Source organism: Pontibacter litorisediminis (assembly GCF_029360645.1).
Taxonomy (GTDB): domain Bacteria; phylum Bacteroidota; class Bacteroidia; order Cytophagales; family Hymenobacteraceae; genus Pontibacter; species Pontibacter litorisediminis.
In genome coordinates this window covers 715,930-731,630 of the sequence record NZ_JARDUA010000002.1, presented here as the reverse complement: position 1 = coordinate 731,630, position 15,701 = coordinate 715,930, and the positions used below count along the sequence as shown (strand labels likewise).

Genomic DNA, 15,701 nt, shown 5'->3' with positions numbered 1-15,701 from the left:
GCTTAAAACATGTAAGGTTGCTTCTGCAGCACCCGTTCCAACAAACTCTGTTCCCCACAGCGTTAATTCAAAACCGATACTGGCTAAGGAGGGAGTATGGCACACACTGCCTTATTTGTCATCCTGCCAGCTGTTGCCTTTCCCGCTTTTGCCCTGTTGACAGAGTTAGGTGAAGGGAGGAGGTAATGGCTATAAAATACAGACTCAACCTTAAAAGCTACGCTCGCTGTGTTCGTTAGAGCAGAGAAGGAGATATCTTTCCTCACCCTGCTCTTCCTTAAAAGCAGGGGATGATATTCAGCTGTACCGGGTTCAACCACCCTTGCCCCTCCTTATTTAAGGAGAGGAGCCTGTCATTACTGCTGCTAAAGTATAAGTTTCATGGTTGCCGGGGTAGCATCAGCAGAAGCATCAACCTTGGAGGAGGGGAATCCCCTGCAACCGATTATCTGCCCCCTACCAAAGACAGCTCCGTCAGCCGTGCCTATCGAACTAGAACCCAGTCTTTGGGTTGAGCGCCTATGCGAGTTTTTCCGGTGACGAACGAAGTGAGGCAGCCCGAGGCACGAGGGCAGGAAAAGCTCCCAGCGCGATGCCCGAAGACGAGCCCTCTCGGGCTAGAGAGCTCCAAAGCCAGCTATGAAAAGAGCCGCTTGTAGGGCTAAGGATGAACAGTCGCTAGTAAGAATAGCTTGTATCCAGTTGCAGCAAACAGCGGCTAAGCACAGGCACAAGCGGACGCTCGCGCCAGGAAGCAAGGAAAAGGCTTTGCGCAGGTTAAAGAAAACAGCTGCTGTGGAAGTATAGCCGTAGAAGAAGTAACTTTACCCTTCCCATTTACATCAATACAAAGACAAATCCATGGAGCAACCAACCCGCGATAAACAAGCCATACAGCACCTCTACAACACCATCCTACCAGTGCTGGCCGAGCACATCCACCAAAGCATCATGCCTGTGCTCCCCTTGTTCGATAACTTTGGGCTGGAGCGCATCATCGATACCTGGACCCGGGATCCGGCGGCAGATACCGATGAGGTGATCAGTGTAGAAAAGGGCAATGTGCAGCAACTGGGCCTAAAGCTGCGGCTGGAGGGGTTTCAGAAGCCCGGCGTGGAAACATTCGACCTGACCAAAGACTTAATCTTTAAACTGGAGTATAACAGCTATACCGTAGGGCCAGACAAACACAACAACTGGCTCGAAAAGCCTTACCTGCAGCGTTGGGATAAAACCGAGTATGAGGAGGTGGCCAGCAGGTGGAGCGAAGAACTGATAGACGACTTAACGCAGCGCCTCCAAAAATTAACCTGATAACCCATGCACGTACCTGCCACAGCGAAACGAGTTTACGGGCTGTACTTGATACTTCTGACGCTGTGCTTGAGCGCCTGCCACTCCTGCCAGGCCCAGCAGCAGGAAAAGCAGCAGACCGTGAAGGACAACGGCTATACTTATAAAACCCCTGGCCGGGGTGGGATTGGCAAAGTATACATGGGCCGTGAGATTGCAGGAATCATCAGTCCGGCTGGCGGTGCCTGGCTGGAGCGGGAAACGAGGGAGGAACAGGACAAGGCGAGTCTGGCCATTGAAAACATGCCACTGCGCCCCAACAGCGTAGTTGCCGATATTGGGGCAGGTGTGGGCTACTATACCTTCAGGGTAGCGCCTAAGGTGCCGGAAGGCAAAGTATACGCCGTTGAGGTGCAGGAGGAGTTTGTGAATGCCCTAAAGAAACGTGCGGCAGAGCGAGGGGTGGAAAACGTGGAAGTGGTAAAAGGTGGCAGCCAGGCCATCAACGTGCCCGACAGCTCGCTGGACCTGGCGTTTATGGTAGATGTGTACCACGAGCTGGAGTACCCAAAGGAGATGCTGCAGGCCATACACCGCGCCCTGAAACCAGATGGCTTGTTGCTGCTGCTCGAGTACCGCGCCGAGGACCCGGAGGTGCAGGTAAAGGAGCTGCATAAGATGACCGCGGAGCAGGTAAACAAAGAGCTCAGCGCCAATGGATTTGTACTTCACAGGCAGGGAGAATTCCTGCCCCGGCAGCACTTCCTGGTGTTCCGGAAAGCCACCGATTAAGTGTACATTCTTCCCTAAAGCCGATCCTTCTGCACCGGTACCGGGGGAGCAACAGGTCTTTTAATAAAAATATTTATAAAGCTATAGTGTTGAATCACAGTGTTGTACGTCTTGTGCGTAGAATGCTGTACCTGTTGTGGCACACAACTTGTAATTGTACCTCCATCGTTACGTGACAGTTTATTGAAAAACCTAAAAGCACGTTTTATGAAAAAGGTAAATTACATTTTCAGTTTGGTCTTTATAGTATCGATCCTACTGAGCTCTGCAACCCAGGCACAAGAGAAAAGAAAGATAAGCCCGCAGGCAAAAGGTACTGTAATTGGTGCAGCCACCGGAGCGGCAGCGGGTGCCATCATTCATAAGCGAAACCGCGTAGTGGGTGGTGTTGTGGGAGGCGTTGTAGGTGGCGGTGCCGGCTATGCCATTGGTAAAGGAATCGATAACAGAAGAAAGGCCGAGGAGGCCGAAAGAGCTGCCGAGGCAGAACGCATTGCCGCAGCAAACAGAGCCGCTGCTGAAGCCAGGGAGGCTAGAGAGGCCAGAACAGTGGCTGCCAGAACTACACCGGCTAGAAAGCCTGTAGCTGCCAAACCAGCCGCTTCACCTGTAAAACAGGCGTTGGTGGCGCAAACACAAACCATGGCTCCGTACGCAGACTATGATGTGATGCAGGACCCTATCATTAGCATGGGCTATTTGCCTAACCCAGACTTTGGCGATTCTTCCAAAGCATACGCCACTTCTGAGGTAAGAAGAAAGAGCTGGTAAGCATACGATGGTTTTTCTGCAGCACGTATACAGCTTGCTGCAGAAAAGCCCCCTTGCAGATGTTACACATAAACAACAGACTTATGAAACGCTATTTATATATCCTGTTTTTCGCCGCTGTTCTTACTTCCTGCGCACAGCCGGAAGAGGCGGTGAACGTGCAAAGCCTGAACCAGGAGTTCATTAGTGCCTGGAACAGCAACGACCCGGAGAAAGTCATTTCCTACCTGGCTGACGATGTGCAGTTCCTACAGGGCGAGACGCACTTTACCGGTAAGACTGAGGTGGCGAATAAGTGGGTAAAAGATACCTACAGCACCATCACAGACCTGAAGACAAACGTTGTAAGCTCCGGGGTGGACAAGGCGATTGCCTATGAGGCAGGCACCTTCTCGGTGGATGTGCTTTCTTCTGGCCAGGACCAACTGCGCGGTATAGGAGAGGGCAACTTTATACTGCTCTGGAAGAAAACAGAGGCAGGTGACTGGAAATTAAGTTATGCTCAATTAGAAGGTTTGCCGGTGCAGGTGAAAAATTAATAGAAACAAATGCACAGCTTTGCTTTCGTGGAGCTGTAAAGTATACCTATAAAAAGCCGTGCAGGCACTAAGCCCGCACGGCTTTTTCATGTTCGAGCCTGGCGGCACTGCCGAAAGGTTTATCTTTGCCTTCTATGAATTCTGTTGCTCTTAGCTCCTACTACCGCCTTTACGCTTTCTCCGATTACCAAAGCATGAGGTCTGCATTGCCTTACCTGCGGCGCGTGGTGCTGGCGAAAGGCCTTCAGGAGGTGGAGGAGACCGAGGCCAGGACCTATGTGGGGCGCATCCGGGGGAGAGGGTATAAAAATTACCTGGAGCCGCTCGGTAGCCAGCGCACCAAAGGCACAGGAATCCAATCCTTGATCACGGCGCTGCAGGTGCTGTACAAAAGCAACGGCTACTCGGCCAGGTATATCGTGGTGGAGCGGGTGTAGAGGCTGCGCTTGCTTTATGCCGAACGTAGCCGCGAGCGCCGGGAGGCTTATCAGCGGTAGGTTTTTTCTGCCACGTTCCTTATAACCTCATCAAGCTGTTGGCTGCTCTCTAGCAACATGTCGCAAATGTTCCGCAGGTTCTGGTCAAGCTCCATCCGCTCCAGCACCTTGGCAAGCCCTAAAATGTTAGCCAAGGGCCTCCTGATAATGTGCGATTGGTAGAAGGAGATCTCCTTTATCAGTGACTGGGCACCCCTAAGCTGCGTCTGGTAGGCAGTAAAGGCCGTTATGTCGTGCCCCAGGCAAAAGATCCCCTCCGGCCGGCCTTCCTCATCAAACATGGCCTTATACTCCCATTGCGTGATAATATACCCGCCATTGCCATCGTGCTTGCGTATGGTGGCCGGAAACGTTTGGCTGGGGTTTGCAAAGCATTTGGCGGCCACCGCCCCACACACTTTGGTGTCTTCCGGGTGCATGGTGGTTTCATAGGGTTGGCCAAGCATCGGGCCATGTAGATGTTCAAAGGCGCTGCTGTAGCAATTGTTCACATAGGTGTACCTGCCTTCCATATTGGTACAGACAATGTAGTAAAAGGTAGAATGCTCTAGCAGTTCTTTGGTCTCCTGAAAACTTGTCATAACACGAATATAAAGATTATTAGTCTTTTAAAAGAAAGGTGGTTTCAAACTGCCCACTGAAGCTAGTCTAAGAAGCGACAGGAGACAAAAGGCCCGCTGGGTAACTGGTGGCCTAAATAGGCCGCAGACTTGCCGGGCTATCAGGCACAGGGAGGCGCTGACTGAAGACAAGGGTTAGGTGTGGGGGAGAGTCAACCTGAAAAGAAAAGAGGCTGCCCCATTTGCCGGAACAGCCTCCTGAAAGTATAAACAAAGGCTTAGGCCTGCTTTACCAGCTGTACCTCGCCCTGGATTTTAAGCTCTTCGCCCAGCATCACGCCGCCAGTCTCCAGCGCCGCGTTGTAGTTAATGCCCCAGTCCTTGCGGTTGATCTTGCCGCTGATTGAGAAACCGGCCTTCACGTTGCCCCAAGGGTCGGTAGCGATGCCGTTATGCTCTACAGAAAGCTTCACTGGTTTGGTTGTTTCCTTTATCGTCAGGTCGCCGAAAAGGTGAAACGTCTCGTCATCCACACGCTCTACCTTCGTTGACACAAACTTCATGTTCGGGTGAGAATCCGTTGCGAAGAAGTCTGCGTTGCGCAGGTGCTCGTCGCGCTGCTCGTTGCTGGTGTCGATAGAGGCTGGGTTGATGTTTGCCACCACCGTTGCGTTTGTAAAGTCATCGCCTTCTGTCTCAGCTTCTGCCTCAAACTCGGTGAACTTACCTGTAACGTTAGAAATCATCAGGTGCTTAATTTTAAAACCAAGCTCGCTGTGGGTTGGGTCCAGAGACCATTTTGTAGTTGCCATATGCTTATTCGTACTTAATTATTTATTGTAAATATCTAATGATGTTCTATTTTCTAACACTGTTAGGTATGAAGGCAAAAAAATTAGGCTTTCATACTTGTTACAAAGCCCCGGATAAAATCCTGCAGCACTAACTGGTTCAGGTCGCTTTCGTTTTGGCCGCTGCCCATCATGTTGATCGAGATCAGGCCGTGCAGCATAGACCAGAATGTGTGCAGTTTCAGGAAAGGATCCGTTTCCGGGTGCTTGCCTGAGGCAATCAGCTCCTTTACCGGTTGCAGGATCAATTCGCTGAAGGTGCTCAGCTCGCTGATCTGGTTCACGGTTTCGCAGGACGGGATGCCTAGCCCATACATGACCTGGTAATAGGCCACGTTATCGAAGGCAAACTTCCAGTATGCGTAAGCCATGGCCTCGATCTGCTCTTCCGGGGTGGTGGCTTTGTGCTTCGCCTTTATCAGCTCCTGGTTCAGTTTCTGGAATCCTTGTTTCGTCAGTTCCAGCAGGATTGCCTCTTTGTTAGCGAAGTGGTCGTAAATCACGGGAACGCTGTACTCAATGGCCTCCGCAATTTTGCGGATAGAAAGCGCCTGCCAGCCATCCTGCACTACCAGTTGCCAGGCAGCCTCAAGTATGGAGGCTCTCACCTCTTCCTTATGCCGTTTCTTTCGTTCCGCGATTCCCATGTTACATTATCTCTGTTATTTTACCTAACAGTGTTAGCAAAGGTAAGAGTTCCTCCTCAGGAAACAAAATTCTGAAGGCGGTAAGGCCGCAGAGGTGGAGGAGGTGGGGTTTGCTTTCGGTATTTTCTGCCAGCGCCATAGGACTTCCTCTTTCAGGGGATACGCAGCATGAAGCACCACCTTAAGCCGGAAAATAAAAATTTCTGGTGCAGGAATAGGAAAAGTAAAATGTTTGTATACATTTGTAGTGTACTATGTAACTAATACACTAAGGCAATGCAAGCATGATACAGATCCAGAATTTAAGCTTTGGTTACCCCGGAAAGCCGCTGCTTTTCCAGAACCTTCATTTATCGCTCGCCAAAGGCCATATATACGGGCTACTGGGTAAGAATGGAGCCGGTAAATCTACCTTGCTCAAGAACATGGTGGGTTTATGCTTCCCGAAGCAGGGGTGTTGCGCCATAGACGGAAAGGACGTTTCGGGCAGGCCTGTCGAGCTGCTGGAGGATCTGTACTTTCTTCCGGAGGAGATGCATGTGCCGGCGCTTACGCCTGCCAGGCTGGTTTCCAGCACGGCTTGCTTTTATCCCAAGTTTGATGAAGCTGCCTTTTACCAGTACCTGGAGGAGTTTGAGGTGCCGCTACTTACCCAACTCAGCAAGCTCTCTTTCGGGCAGCAGAAGAAAGCGATGATTGCCTTTGGCCTGGCCACCAACACCAGCCTGCTCGTGATGGACGAGCCTACCAACGGGCTGGACATCCCCTCCAAGGTGCAGTTCCGGAAAACCATAGCCGCCGCCCTGACCGAGGACCGTTGTGTGGTGATCTCCACGCACCAGGTAAGAGACCTGGAAAGCCTGATAGACGCGCTTGTGGTGCTGCACAAACAGGAAGTCGTTCTGAACAAAAGCCTCGACGAAATCACAGATAAGCTAACCTTTACCACTCTGGCAGACACGGACGGCAGGCAGGTGCTGTATGCGGAAGACTCTGTGCGGGGCAAGCAGGTGATCATGCCGAACCTGCAGGGCACCTACAGCAAAGTAGATATGGAGCTCCTGTTCAACGCGCTTATCAGCGGCAACAGCTCCCTTTTAGAACATTTAAAACTGACAGAGTATGAGCAGGCATTTTAACTTCCGGCGCTTCGGCATGCTGTTTAAGCAACACATTGCTGAGCAATATAAGTCCTACCTGATGAGCCTGGTCGTGCTGACCGGCTTTCTGGCGCTGATCATGGGTTTTGTGGCCTATGTGCAGGACCGGCCGCTGAACGTGACGATGCAGGAGTTTATGTTCATCATGCCGCTGCTGCTGGCCGGCGCCATTTTTTCAAGCAACACCTTTGCCGCGTTAGGTGATAAGAAAAAAGCCATCGCTTCGCTTACGCTCCCGGCATCGCATCTGGAGAAATACCTGCTGGGTTGGCTCTTCTCCTACGTCATCTTTCTGATCCTGTACACCGCTAGTTTCTACGGGGTGCTAACGGTGGTGCTAAGTATGGATAACTGGCATGGGGAAGAAAAGCAGGTGCTGAATATCTTCTCCGGCAACACTTTTAAAAATGTAGTGGGTGCCTATGCCATGGTGCATGCCGTTGCTTTAGTAGGCTCGGTTTATTTCGAGAAGGGACATTTTATTAAAACGGCCTTTGTGTTTTTCATTTTTATGGTGGTGCTGGTAACCCTGAATGAGCAGGTGATGCAGCTGGTGCTGGGGCACGACGTGGCTGCGACGCCGCTGGGGCAGGTCCGGTTCACAGAAAACGACAGGTTGTTTATTGTGGCACCACCCGAGGCAGTTTCCAAATGGATTAGCACCATTTCCTCTATCGTGTTGATTGGTATACTTTGGCTGGCCTCGTATGCGCGGCTGAGAGAGAAGCAGGTTTAAGAAAGAAGTAGAAATGGAATTTAGAGACAACGAAGCCATCTACCTGCAGATTGCCGCTTACTTGAGCGAGCAGGTGCTGCTAGGCAAGTGGCCCGAAGATCAGAAGATACCATCGGTCCGGGAGCTGGCGGTGGAGCTGCAGGTGAACCCTAACACCGTTATGCGCACCTATGAGTTTCTGCAAAACCAAGAAGTGATTTACAACAAGCGCGGTATCGGTTTTTTCGTAGCGCCGGGTGCCGACAAAAAAGTAAAGGCTTACCGGAAAGAGCGTTTCCTGCAGCAGGACCTGCCTGTGTTTTTCAAGAACATCTTCCTGCTGGACATTAGCCTGGAGGAGGTGCAGCGCCTTTACGAAAAGTTTAAAGCAGAACATTACGGTACATCCATAAAGAACTAAGACATGAAGACCAGTAATAAACTTATGTTGACTGCCGTACTCGTGCTTCTGGCATCGGTATTGGCCTTTAACGTGGCGCTGAAAGCAGAGTACAACAAGGGTACTTTCAGAGACGAGTATAAAGATTACACCACCCTGGATCTAAAGGGCTTCAATGCTATCTCCGTGAACGGGGCGAGTAGTGTTCGGGTAGAGGTGGTGCCTGGCGATTATAAGGTGCGGGTGCTTGATCGCGCAGAAAAGTACATTAAAATGGATGTTCGGGGGCAGGAGCTGGTGCTGGATGTGGCGTTTCCGGAAGAGTATAGCATGCCTAATGCGGTTGCGCATGTCATTATAGCCTGCCCCGACCTAAAAGCGCTTAAAGCCGATGCCAGGTACAGTGCCGCTGGCGAAGCGGTGGTAGAGAAAGCGTACGAAGGCTGGCCTTCTTCCACTAACGGGGTAACGGTAAAGGAAATGAAGCTGGACAGCCTGACGATTGAGCAGGATAACGGGAGCTTGGTTGCACTGGCCGGAAACAGCATCAACAACCTGCAGGCCACAACGGGGCTAAGTGAAGGCAGCAGCCCGAGACTAACTATTGCAAGGGGGAATAACATCCGCAGCGCCCAACTAAACATCGGCTCTGGCAGCGAGCTGGTACTGGAAGACGTGGCCATCCCCAGCCTTAGCTATAGCTTTTCCGACAGCGCCAAGGCCGTGTTATCAGGCGCATCGCTGGCGATGATGAAGAAGTAGGGAAGGTTGTGCTTCCCGATGAGAGGAGCCTCTCGCGATCGGTAAGAACTTTAGCAAGAAAAGCCCGAAAAGGCCTAAGGCCGCAGCAGCCAATTAGCTGCTGCGGCCTTAGGCCTTCTTGGGCAGTGTGCCTCTTCCTTCACCAGGCTATACCCTCGTTCCGTTTAGGTGACGGCATGATTGCTCTTGCTTGCAGGTGAAGCGGGTATAAGGCAAAGCGGCAGGATATTATAGCATGTAGACCCTGACCATAGCAAAGAGGGCCACCAGCAGGAAGATAGAATTGAGCACCCAACTAGCGTGCGCCTTTTTAGACACCGCGTAGATGATCATGAGCAAACACCCCACAATATTCATCCCCAGATACTCCATCGACTGACTTCCCACAAGCCCCATGCTGTTCATGGTAAAAGCCGAGAGCGAGAACAAGGCGCTCGTCCAGCCTATTGCCTCCCCAATGTATTTGCGTAACGATACCATTGTTTTGCACTTTAAGGTTAGTTGCAAAGAAAGCGGGTGCGTATGGGTTTAAAAATGCTTTTATTCGCTTGACTAATGCAAAAAATGAATCAGAGTAGATGGAGCTACAGCAGATAAAGTACTTCCTGGCACTGGCGCAGGAGCTGCACTTCTGGAACACAGCCGAGCGGATGTTCATTACCCAGTCGGCCCTGAGCAGGCAGATAAAGGCGCTGGAGGAGGAGCTTGGGGTGCAGCTTTTTGAGCGCAACAAGCGGCGCGTGAAGCTGACCGAGGCCGGCGCGTTTCTGCGGGACCAGTGGCTGCCGCTGCTCGATGAGATAAACCGCATCCACCTGCAGGCAAAGAAGATACACGAAGGGGCCTTCGGGACGGTGCGGATCGGCTACCCGGGCTCTATCGCCTACAGCTTTATGCCGGATCTGATCGCCAGCATCTCGCGCACCCTGCCGGAGCTGAAGGTGGAGCTGGTGGAGCCGACCGATGTAAGCTTTGAGCAGCTGCTGCTGAATTACCAGATGGAGATGGCCTTCCGGCGTGACCCTGCGGAGAACCCCGCCCTGCAGTCGACCTGCCTTTACTCAGAGCCTTATGCGCTGGTTGTGCCCCACAGCCACCCGCTCAACGAAGAGAACTTTACAGGGCTGCACGACCTGCAGCACGAGAAGTTTATCCTGTCCAACCTGGCCCAGACGACCTTTTATACTTCGGGGCTGCGGCAGATCTTCGAAGACAACCATTTCTCCCCCGATGTGCACATCGAGTCGGACTTTGGGGCGATGGTGCTGGGATTGGTCTCTAAGGGCCTGGGGGTGACGGTTCTGCCGTACTCCTACGCCTATAGCGCCTTGCCCAACGTGCGTTTTATCCCGCTGCCCTATAACATGAACCTGTATGTGACCTGGCGCAAGAACGACAACAGCCCGGTGCTGAAAAATATACTTCAGCAGGTATCGGAGGCGGCCAGGAAGTATGTCGCCGAGGGTAACTGAGAGCAGGTGTAGTGGAAGCGACACTGCGATTTGAAGATCTTCTTTAGAGAGAAGAGAAGCAGGGGTGTATTGTGCCTTTATACTTCTTTAAGAAGCTGAGCAAAAGTAAGGTCTGCTAAACCAGGATTGCCTTCAGTGTTCCCTGACCATTATAGGCTACATCGCGGCCTTTATAGGTGAAAACCAAGGCCCCATTCGATCACATGAGCAGTACGGGTGTGCGCCAAAAGCATGACGCCGGCAGAAATGTTCTGATGGAGCATATACTTCAGGCCATACCGCTGGTAATAACCGGGGTATTGATCATAAGGTTGGTAAACATAACGCCCTACCTGAAAAACGACCGATAGCTTGTCCAGGTGCAATTCGTGCCCTATCGTTACGCCCGCCAACCACGGATCCAGCACTTCATCAGGCACAGGCTTAAACTTGTTGATAAACTCCTCCCGGACCGCCGTGTTATGAAACCCATCGGCACCAAGCAACAGGCTGCTTTTCTGCGAGAGTCTTTTGCTGGCATATACCGAGAGGCTGTACATCGGGTGTTTCTCATCAACCCGCAATACCTCCTTCACGCCGCCTGCCAACCTCAGATTAAATCGGAGACGCTTGTCTACAGGGGCGGCCGTAGTATCCTCCTGCACATCCAGCAGCCTGACCTCCCTTGGCTGGTAGCGCAGCCCTACGCCTATCAATGGAAAGTTCATGCCATTGTTCGGCTTGTTCAGGGCGCCGTTGGAGAAATGCCGGAAGGCCAGGTTCAGGTTCAGGTACACTTGCTCCTTCACCGGGAACTCATAGTGCACGGTGCCGCGAAGCGCAAAGGCAAACTTGCTCCCGATCGCTACGTTCCGCTCGTTTGTTTCGGGGGTGTACTGGCGGGTAGAGTATACCAGGCCGGTGCCAAGGTGAAGGCGCAGGCTACTTTTCTTGAATTGCAAAAGCGTATTATCCAGGTAAGTCGTCAGCGAAACTGCCTCGCCCAGTTCATCCGGACTGCCGTAGTTGTAATACGATAAAGCAAAACCTACCTGCGGGTGATTATAGAGCCTCTCCCAATTCCGCTGGCCAATAGTATGTTTGTTGGCGTATACTTCAACTGCAAAAGGATGCGTGAAGTTAAGGGTAGATAACCCGCTTCTGTAACGAAACAAAGCGCCATAGTACGCATTCGCCCCAACCGACCAGGGCGCTTTTGCGGGAACAGGTGGGGTAGCTTGTTGGGCCAGTACTGCCGAGGAATAGCAAAAGGTAAACAACAGGCATAGCGCCAGAACGTGTAAAAGGTGCCTCATACATGGTGGGTAAACGTGCAATAGGTAAGGCAACTGAGCAACACCTGCCTACTCTCCTCTTGGAGGAACTCATCTATCCAGTAAATTACAGAAAAGCTTAGAAAGTACAACTTGCGCTGGGCCCTGAATTTATACTTCCACCCCAAGCGCCCAGCCCGCCGCTGCTTCGGATTTGTAATCTGGAACTTTATACTTTGGGTCCTGCAGCCCGCTTACGTGCTTGAAGCTACGCCCTTTGCTGTGGCGGATTACCTTTACTTGCCGCTGTTCCGGATTTGTAATCCGGAACCCAAGTAACTGCGGATTTATAATCCGCTTGGCTGCTAGTAGCGTCTGCCTTTGCTGCGGCGGATTGCATATGCGAAAGAGCGGAGGCTAACGCAAACTGCTGATTTATACTTTATACCCTGGCCCAGGGGCTGAGGCCTGCCGCTTTGATTTTAAAGTAGAGCAGCAGCAGGTAGGTCATGTCGAAAATAAAGATGCTGACATAGAGCAGAATCAGGAAGTATGAATCGGGGAAGTACAGGTAGAGCAGCACGGAAGGAAACACAGTGCCGATCATCTTGCTCAGGGCAATGTAGAGCGACTGCCCTCGGGGGCTGTTCCGCTTCAGTAGCAGCTGAATGAAAAGTATGGACATCAGCAGATTTTGGCTAAAGGCGGCATACACGCCGTTCAGGTCGTTAAACTCGCGCGACAGGAGCAAAATGAAAAGGAAGGACAAGAGCAGGGTGAGCAGAAAGGTGGGGTAGAAGAGTACTCGGGGCAAATGCTCCGGAAAATCCTTTCTGCCATACTTCAGGTACTGCACCAGAATCCCAATATCCAGTAAGAGCCAGGCATAATCGATGTAGAGCTGTGGTTTGCTGTGCGGGTGGATAAATGAGAAGATAAACTCCCAGGAGAGGTTCGCGCAGAGGGCCACGACCGGCATGCCATAGCTTTTGTCGACAAAGCCCCTACGAAGTATAAGCAGGTACGTCAGCGACCAGAAGATACCGCTGCAGATTTTAAAGATAGCATCGATGGTGGGGTCTACCTCAAGCGGGTTCTGTAGCATGTCTGTTCTTTTAAAGTATAATAAACTGCTTTTTCCCTATTGCAGCGTAACCAGTTGCTGGCGTTTGTGCCGCGGCTCTAAAAGCTTATACTAGTTGCCGGCGTTGTTGTAGGGCTGCTCTTCTGAGAATTTACGAGTAGTTTGTACGGTGCTTACGGAATGTTTCGGCAGTTTTGTAGCTGGTTGTTGGTGAAAACACCGACAACGGCGTAAATACTTATATATACATCAAGAATGGGTGATTCAACAAATATTTGTTTGGCTTGTGGCTGCTGCTGTGACGGTACCATGATTGGCTTTGTACAGCTCGACCGGGAAGAGTTACCTGCATTGAGAGAGTTAGTGGATGTGGAGAATGCAAATGGGGAAGGGTTCTTTATCCACCCCTGTCGCCACTTTTGTAATGGCTGCACGATCTACGCTAAAAGACCGAAACACTGTGCCAGTTTCAAGTGCGGGCTCTTGAAATCCGTGGAGCAAAAGGAACTGGATTTTGATACGGCTGTTGAAATAGTGGATGTGCTTAAGCAAAAAAGGATCGCTATCGAACAAAAGTTGGCGCTACTGCAGCTCGAGCTTCGGTCCCAATCCTTTTACTTTAAAATGGTCGAATTGAAAAACCTGTTTCAGAAAAGTGAGCCTGCATTATTGACGCAGGGCCACATGGACTTGAAATCGGACCTCGAGCAACTCGATAGGCTGCTGTCTGAAAGGTTTGGCGTCTCCATCAGCGGTTAAGTTAAAAGATTTAACCTGTCACTACTTTTCTTGATAACATTGCCGCCTATGTGCCGACTGCGTGAACATAACACCTGATGCGGGGTTTAGAGGGAAGAAGTTTAGAACGGCAGTAAAGCGCCAAAGTACCATGCCATAACAAATTGTTGTGGCATTTTTAAAGTAAATTTGAGCCATCAATAACATGGGCTTATCGCAATTCAAAGATTATGGAAGACAATAAAGTGCTGAGTTACATTGAAGAAGTGTTAGAAAACATGCCAGCTGACTGGTTGAGGCTAACCACGCATCGACTGGATATTTACAACGAACAACTGGCTAAAACCGAGTTCCTGGAGCAGTTTGAAAGCCTGTTTAAAGCCCGTAATGCGGAGACAGCGGCACTCAGCGCGTTACCCACTGCTTTCGATTATATTCGCTTGGGTCACCCGTTGTCTTCGGTGCTGGAGTGGGCAATTGCCAGCCTGCACGGGCTAAAGCCGGAGCATGTCATCAGCTTCTCCTCCCGGACGATGCCTGTTCTGGCCGTTCTAAGGAAAAACCTACTGGCGCAGAAGAACACCCGCATCGTGTATACCGGTGCCTTACCGGATTATTTTGACGCGGAAGTGCTAAAGCGTGTGTATGGCTATAAGCTTGAGTTAGAGCAAGTTGAAAAAGCAGAAGAGATCGCTGCGTTTGACGGTAGCACTGTTTTCTATTCACAAGACGATGAAGTGGGACATGCTACCCTCACACCTCCTATCGACTTCTATGTAAGTGTGCATGCGCACCTCGGAAGTATCATATTGGTGAATGGTGAGCAAAATAACGGCTACGTTTCAGAGATACAGCATGTGAGAAGGAGAGAGAGCATTGCCATGACGCCGGCCAATTGCTTTGCTGCCTTGCAGCAACTGGTAGGAAAGTCTTCTTCCGAAAAAGAGACGCAGAATGCCGCGGCTAACAAAGCGCAGGTACAGGATTTGATCAAGGGGATTACCGGCACAAGTACAAAAGCGCTGCTGGGTTCCTCCGGGCTGTCTATGCAATACGCGATCATGATGGGCCTGGTGCACGAGGCGCTGGAAAAGCACCCGGGAAAAGACATCAAGTTTGTGGTTCCGCCAAACTGCTATGGTGGCACAAACGACCAGTCCAGGCGGATAGCTGCTGCTCTGGATAATGTGGAAATAGTGGATCTGCTGGTGGATGGGGAGCATGATATGGTCCGAAGTATAGATACGGTGCTGGAGGAAATTGCCCGCCAGGACGCTGTGCCTTACATTATCGCTGAGATACCGACTAACCCCAGAGTAGAAGTGCCGGATCTGGCAAAGCTGCGGGAGGTGCTAAGCAAAGCGCGTAAGACGGCAGCCGGCGAAATGGCAGTTGATCCGGTTTTCATTCTGGACCAGACCTTCTGCCCGAATGTGCCGTTTGTCAGCAAAGACGGGATTCTTTCCACGATCAGGACCATTTCGTATGTGAGCGGATCGAAATTCCCGAGTGGCGGAAAAGCGACAGCCGGCTACTGTGTAGCCAATGCAAAAGCGGAAGCCTTGCTGGAAAAAATAGAAAAGCACCTGATGCTTTGCGACAACGAGGCGACGGACCTTCAGGTGGAGAAACTGGCAGAGCAGCTGCCCTCCATGAACCAGAGGATTGCAGATGCTTATAAGAACACGCGGGAGTTTGTAAACTTTATAAAGGATACCTTGCCGGAGGCGAAGATCAACTTTGTTTCAGAAGAACTGGCACAGGAAGGCTTTACGCCGTCCGTGTTTTCACTGGATCTTCCTACGAAGGGGAATACGCCTGAAGAAAGGGAAGCCTACAAGCGGGAGTTGAATAATAAACTGATCAACATGATGATCCAGGAAATCCCGCATGAAAGTAAGTACTGCGTGAGCTATGGCCAGCTAAAGGGCTGTTACTGGACCATACCTGCCACTTCCACGCAAGGCACGACCAAGGAAGCCGACAAAGACTACATTGCCCGGGTATCCCTGTCGCCTGATCTGGACCTGGAGCTGCATAAAAAAGTGTTTAAAGATTTTGTAGACCAGATTTAAGGCTGGTGGAGGTAGTGTAATACCGAAGCCGGTTGAGACGTGTGTTAGCCGCTATGTTACTCGCTTGCGCGATGTGATATAGCGGCTAACGG

Annotated in this window: 18 protein-coding genes; 12 read left to right on the top strand and 6 right to left on the bottom strand. The window is 51.1% G+C overall.

Features of this window, described 5'->3' with window-relative positions; all coding sequences use genetic code 11:
- Positions 1-861: 861 nt before the first annotated feature.
- The 5 genes from PXG97_RS09295 to PXG97_RS09275 all read left to right on the top strand — a co-directional run bounded on the left by PXG97_RS09295 (position 862) and on the right by PXG97_RS09275 (position 3,832).
- On the top strand, positions 862-1,314 hold the full coding sequence (locus PXG97_RS09295) for a hypothetical protein (RefSeq protein WP_276497484.1): 453 nt from the start codon (positions 862-864) through the stop codon (positions 1,312-1,314).
- Positions 1,315-1,320: 6 nt separating this feature from the next.
- The gene (locus PXG97_RS09290; RefSeq protein ID WP_276497483.1) at positions 1,321-2,085 is read left to right on the top strand and encodes a class I SAM-dependent methyltransferase; all 765 of its coding nucleotides are present in this window, start codon (positions 1,321-1,323) and stop codon (positions 2,083-2,085) included.
- Positions 2,086-2,292: 207 nt separating this feature from the next.
- Complete coding sequence (locus tag PXG97_RS09285; RefSeq protein WP_276497482.1) at positions 2,293-2,856, top strand: glycine zipper domain-containing protein; 564 nt, start codon at positions 2,293-2,295, stop codon at positions 2,854-2,856.
- A gap of 83 nt (positions 2,857-2,939) precedes the next feature.
- The gene (locus tag PXG97_RS09280) at positions 2,940-3,395 is read left to right on the top strand and encodes a YybH family protein (RefSeq protein ID WP_276497481.1); all 456 of its coding nucleotides are present in this window, start codon (positions 2,940-2,942) and stop codon (positions 3,393-3,395) included.
- A 194-nt stretch (positions 3,396-3,589) separates the two neighbouring features.
- Entirely contained in the window at positions 3,590-3,832 is a 243-nt protein-coding gene (locus PXG97_RS09275) for a hypothetical protein (RefSeq protein ID WP_276497480.1), read from the top strand.
- Between the two features lie 50 nt (positions 3,833-3,882).
- Here PXG97_RS09275 and PXG97_RS09270 read toward each other — a convergent pair whose 3' ends face one another.
- The 3 genes from PXG97_RS09270 to PXG97_RS09260 form a co-directional block, all read right to left on the bottom strand.
- Positions 3,883-4,473 (bottom strand): PAS domain-containing protein, encoded by a 591-nt coding sequence (locus tag PXG97_RS09270; protein ID WP_276497479.1) that lies wholly within the window; start codon positions 4,471-4,473, stop codon positions 3,883-3,885.
- Between the two features lie 257 nt (positions 4,474-4,730).
- Positions 4,731-5,264 carry a YceI family protein gene (locus PXG97_RS09265; RefSeq protein WP_276497478.1) on the bottom strand — a complete coding sequence of 178 codons (534 nt, stop codon included), beginning with the start codon at positions 5,262-5,264 and terminating at the stop codon, positions 4,731-4,733.
- 83 nt (positions 5,265-5,347) lie between these two features.
- A complete protein-coding gene (locus PXG97_RS09260) occupies positions 5,348-5,950 on the bottom strand; it encodes a TetR/AcrR family transcriptional regulator (RefSeq protein WP_276497477.1) in 603 nt (200 codons plus the stop codon).
- A gap of 284 nt (positions 5,951-6,234) precedes the next feature.
- On the opposite strand from PXG97_RS09260, the gene PXG97_RS09255 reads away from it, so the two are divergent.
- The 4 genes from PXG97_RS09255 to PXG97_RS09240 are packed head-to-tail and all read left to right on the top strand — an operon-like array spanning position 6,235 to position 8,987.
- A complete protein-coding gene (locus tag PXG97_RS09255; RefSeq protein WP_276497476.1) occupies positions 6,235-7,089 on the top strand; it encodes an ABC transporter ATP-binding protein in 855 nt (284 codons plus the stop codon).
- The gene (locus tag PXG97_RS09250) at positions 7,073-7,846 is read left to right on the top strand and encodes a hypothetical protein (RefSeq protein WP_276497475.1); all 774 of its coding nucleotides are present in this window, start codon (positions 7,073-7,075) and stop codon (positions 7,844-7,846) included. The genes PXG97_RS09255 and PXG97_RS09250 overlap by 17 nt, the downstream gene beginning before the upstream one ends.
- A 13-nt stretch (positions 7,847-7,859) precedes the next feature.
- A complete protein-coding gene (locus tag PXG97_RS09245) occupies positions 7,860-8,246 on the top strand; it encodes a GntR family transcriptional regulator (RefSeq protein WP_276497474.1) in 387 nt (128 codons plus the stop codon).
- A 24-nt stretch (positions 8,247-8,270) separates the two neighbouring features.
- Positions 8,271-8,987, top strand: a complete 717-nt coding sequence (locus PXG97_RS09240) for a hypothetical protein (protein ID WP_276497473.1) — start codon at positions 8,271-8,273, stop codon at positions 8,985-8,987.
- Between the two features lie 228 nt (positions 8,988-9,215).
- Here PXG97_RS09240 and PXG97_RS09235 read toward each other — a convergent pair whose 3' ends face one another.
- Positions 9,216-9,467, bottom strand: coding sequence for a CBU_0592 family membrane protein (locus PXG97_RS09235; RefSeq protein WP_276497472.1), 252 nt, complete (start codon positions 9,465-9,467; stop codon positions 9,216-9,218).
- Positions 9,468-9,565: 98 nt separating this feature from the next.
- On the opposite strand from PXG97_RS09235, the gene PXG97_RS09230 reads away from it, so the two are divergent.
- Complete coding sequence (locus PXG97_RS09230) at positions 9,566-10,459, top strand: LysR family transcriptional regulator (protein WP_276497471.1); 894 nt, start codon at positions 9,566-9,568, stop codon at positions 10,457-10,459.
- A 170-nt stretch (positions 10,460-10,629) separates the two neighbouring features.
- Here the strand turns inward: PXG97_RS09230 and PXG97_RS09225 are convergent, their stop codons facing one another.
- Complete coding sequence (locus PXG97_RS09225; protein ID WP_276497470.1) at positions 10,630-11,613, bottom strand: acyloxyacyl hydrolase; 984 nt, start codon at positions 11,611-11,613, stop codon at positions 10,630-10,632.
- A gap of 541 nt (positions 11,614-12,154) precedes the next feature.
- A complete protein-coding gene (locus tag PXG97_RS09220; protein ID WP_276497469.1) occupies positions 12,155-12,817 on the bottom strand; it encodes a transmembrane-type terpene cyclase in 663 nt (220 codons plus the stop codon).
- Between the two features lie 234 nt (positions 12,818-13,051).
- On the opposite strand from PXG97_RS09220, the gene PXG97_RS09215 reads away from it, so the two are divergent.
- On the top strand, positions 13,052-13,555 hold the full coding sequence (locus PXG97_RS09215; RefSeq protein ID WP_276497468.1) for a YkgJ family cysteine cluster protein: 504 nt from the start codon (positions 13,052-13,054) through the stop codon (positions 13,553-13,555).
- Positions 13,556-13,764: 209 nt separating this feature from the next.
- Positions 13,765-15,609 (top strand): PLP-dependent aminotransferase family protein, encoded by a 1,845-nt coding sequence (locus PXG97_RS09210; protein ID WP_276497467.1) that lies wholly within the window; start codon positions 13,765-13,767, stop codon positions 15,607-15,609.
- Positions 15,610-15,701 lie beyond the last annotated feature (92 nt).

What these genes read in the sequence shown, in the direction of transcription:
- PXG97_RS09295 (WP_276497484.1), top strand. Translation starts at nt 862, where the DNA reads ATGGAGCAACCAACCCGCGATAAACAAGCCATACAGCACCTCTACAAC.
- PXG97_RS09290 (WP_276497483.1), top strand. Translation starts at nt 1,321, where the DNA reads ATGCACGTACCTGCCACAGCGAAACGAGTTTACGGGCTGTACTTGATA.
- PXG97_RS09285 (WP_276497482.1), top strand. Translation starts at nt 2,293, where the DNA reads ATGAAAAAGGTAAATTACATTTTCAGTTTGGTCTTTATAGTATCGATC.
- PXG97_RS09280 (WP_276497481.1), top strand. Translation starts at nt 2,940, where the DNA reads ATGAAACGCTATTTATATATCCTGTTTTTCGCCGCTGTTCTTACTTCC.
- PXG97_RS09275 (WP_276497480.1), top strand. Translation starts at nt 3,590, where the DNA reads ATGAGGTCTGCATTGCCTTACCTGCGGCGCGTGGTGCTGGCGAAAGGC.
- PXG97_RS09270 (WP_276497479.1), bottom strand. Translation starts at nt 4,473, where the DNA reads ATGACAAGTTTTCAGGAGACCAAAGAACTGCTAGAGCATTCTACCTTT.
- PXG97_RS09265 (WP_276497478.1), bottom strand. Translation starts at nt 5,264, where the DNA reads ATGGCAACTACAAAATGGTCTCTGGACCCAACCCACAGCGAGCTTGGT.
- PXG97_RS09260 (WP_276497477.1), bottom strand. Translation starts at nt 5,950, where the DNA reads ATGGGAATCGCGGAACGAAAGAAACGGCATAAGGAAGAGGTGAGAGCC.
- PXG97_RS09255 (WP_276497476.1), top strand. Translation starts at nt 6,235, where the DNA reads ATGATACAGATCCAGAATTTAAGCTTTGGTTACCCCGGAAAGCCGCTG.
- PXG97_RS09250 (WP_276497475.1), top strand. Translation starts at nt 7,073, where the DNA reads ATGAGCAGGCATTTTAACTTCCGGCGCTTCGGCATGCTGTTTAAGCAA.
- PXG97_RS09245 (WP_276497474.1), top strand. Translation starts at nt 7,860, where the DNA reads ATGGAATTTAGAGACAACGAAGCCATCTACCTGCAGATTGCCGCTTAC.
- PXG97_RS09240 (WP_276497473.1), top strand. Translation starts at nt 8,271, where the DNA reads ATGTTGACTGCCGTACTCGTGCTTCTGGCATCGGTATTGGCCTTTAAC.
- PXG97_RS09235 (WP_276497472.1), bottom strand. Translation starts at nt 9,467, where the DNA reads ATGGTATCGTTACGCAAATACATTGGGGAGGCAATAGGCTGGACGAGC.
- PXG97_RS09230 (WP_276497471.1), top strand. Translation starts at nt 9,566, where the DNA reads ATGGAGCTACAGCAGATAAAGTACTTCCTGGCACTGGCGCAGGAGCTG.
- PXG97_RS09220 (WP_276497469.1), bottom strand. Translation starts at nt 12,817, where the DNA reads ATGCTACAGAACCCGCTTGAGGTAGACCCCACCATCGATGCTATCTTT.
- PXG97_RS09215 (WP_276497468.1), top strand. Translation starts at nt 13,052, where the DNA reads ATGGGTGATTCAACAAATATTTGTTTGGCTTGTGGCTGCTGCTGTGAC.
- PXG97_RS09210 (WP_276497467.1), top strand. Translation starts at nt 13,765, where the DNA reads ATGGAAGACAATAAAGTGCTGAGTTACATTGAAGAAGTGTTAGAAAAC.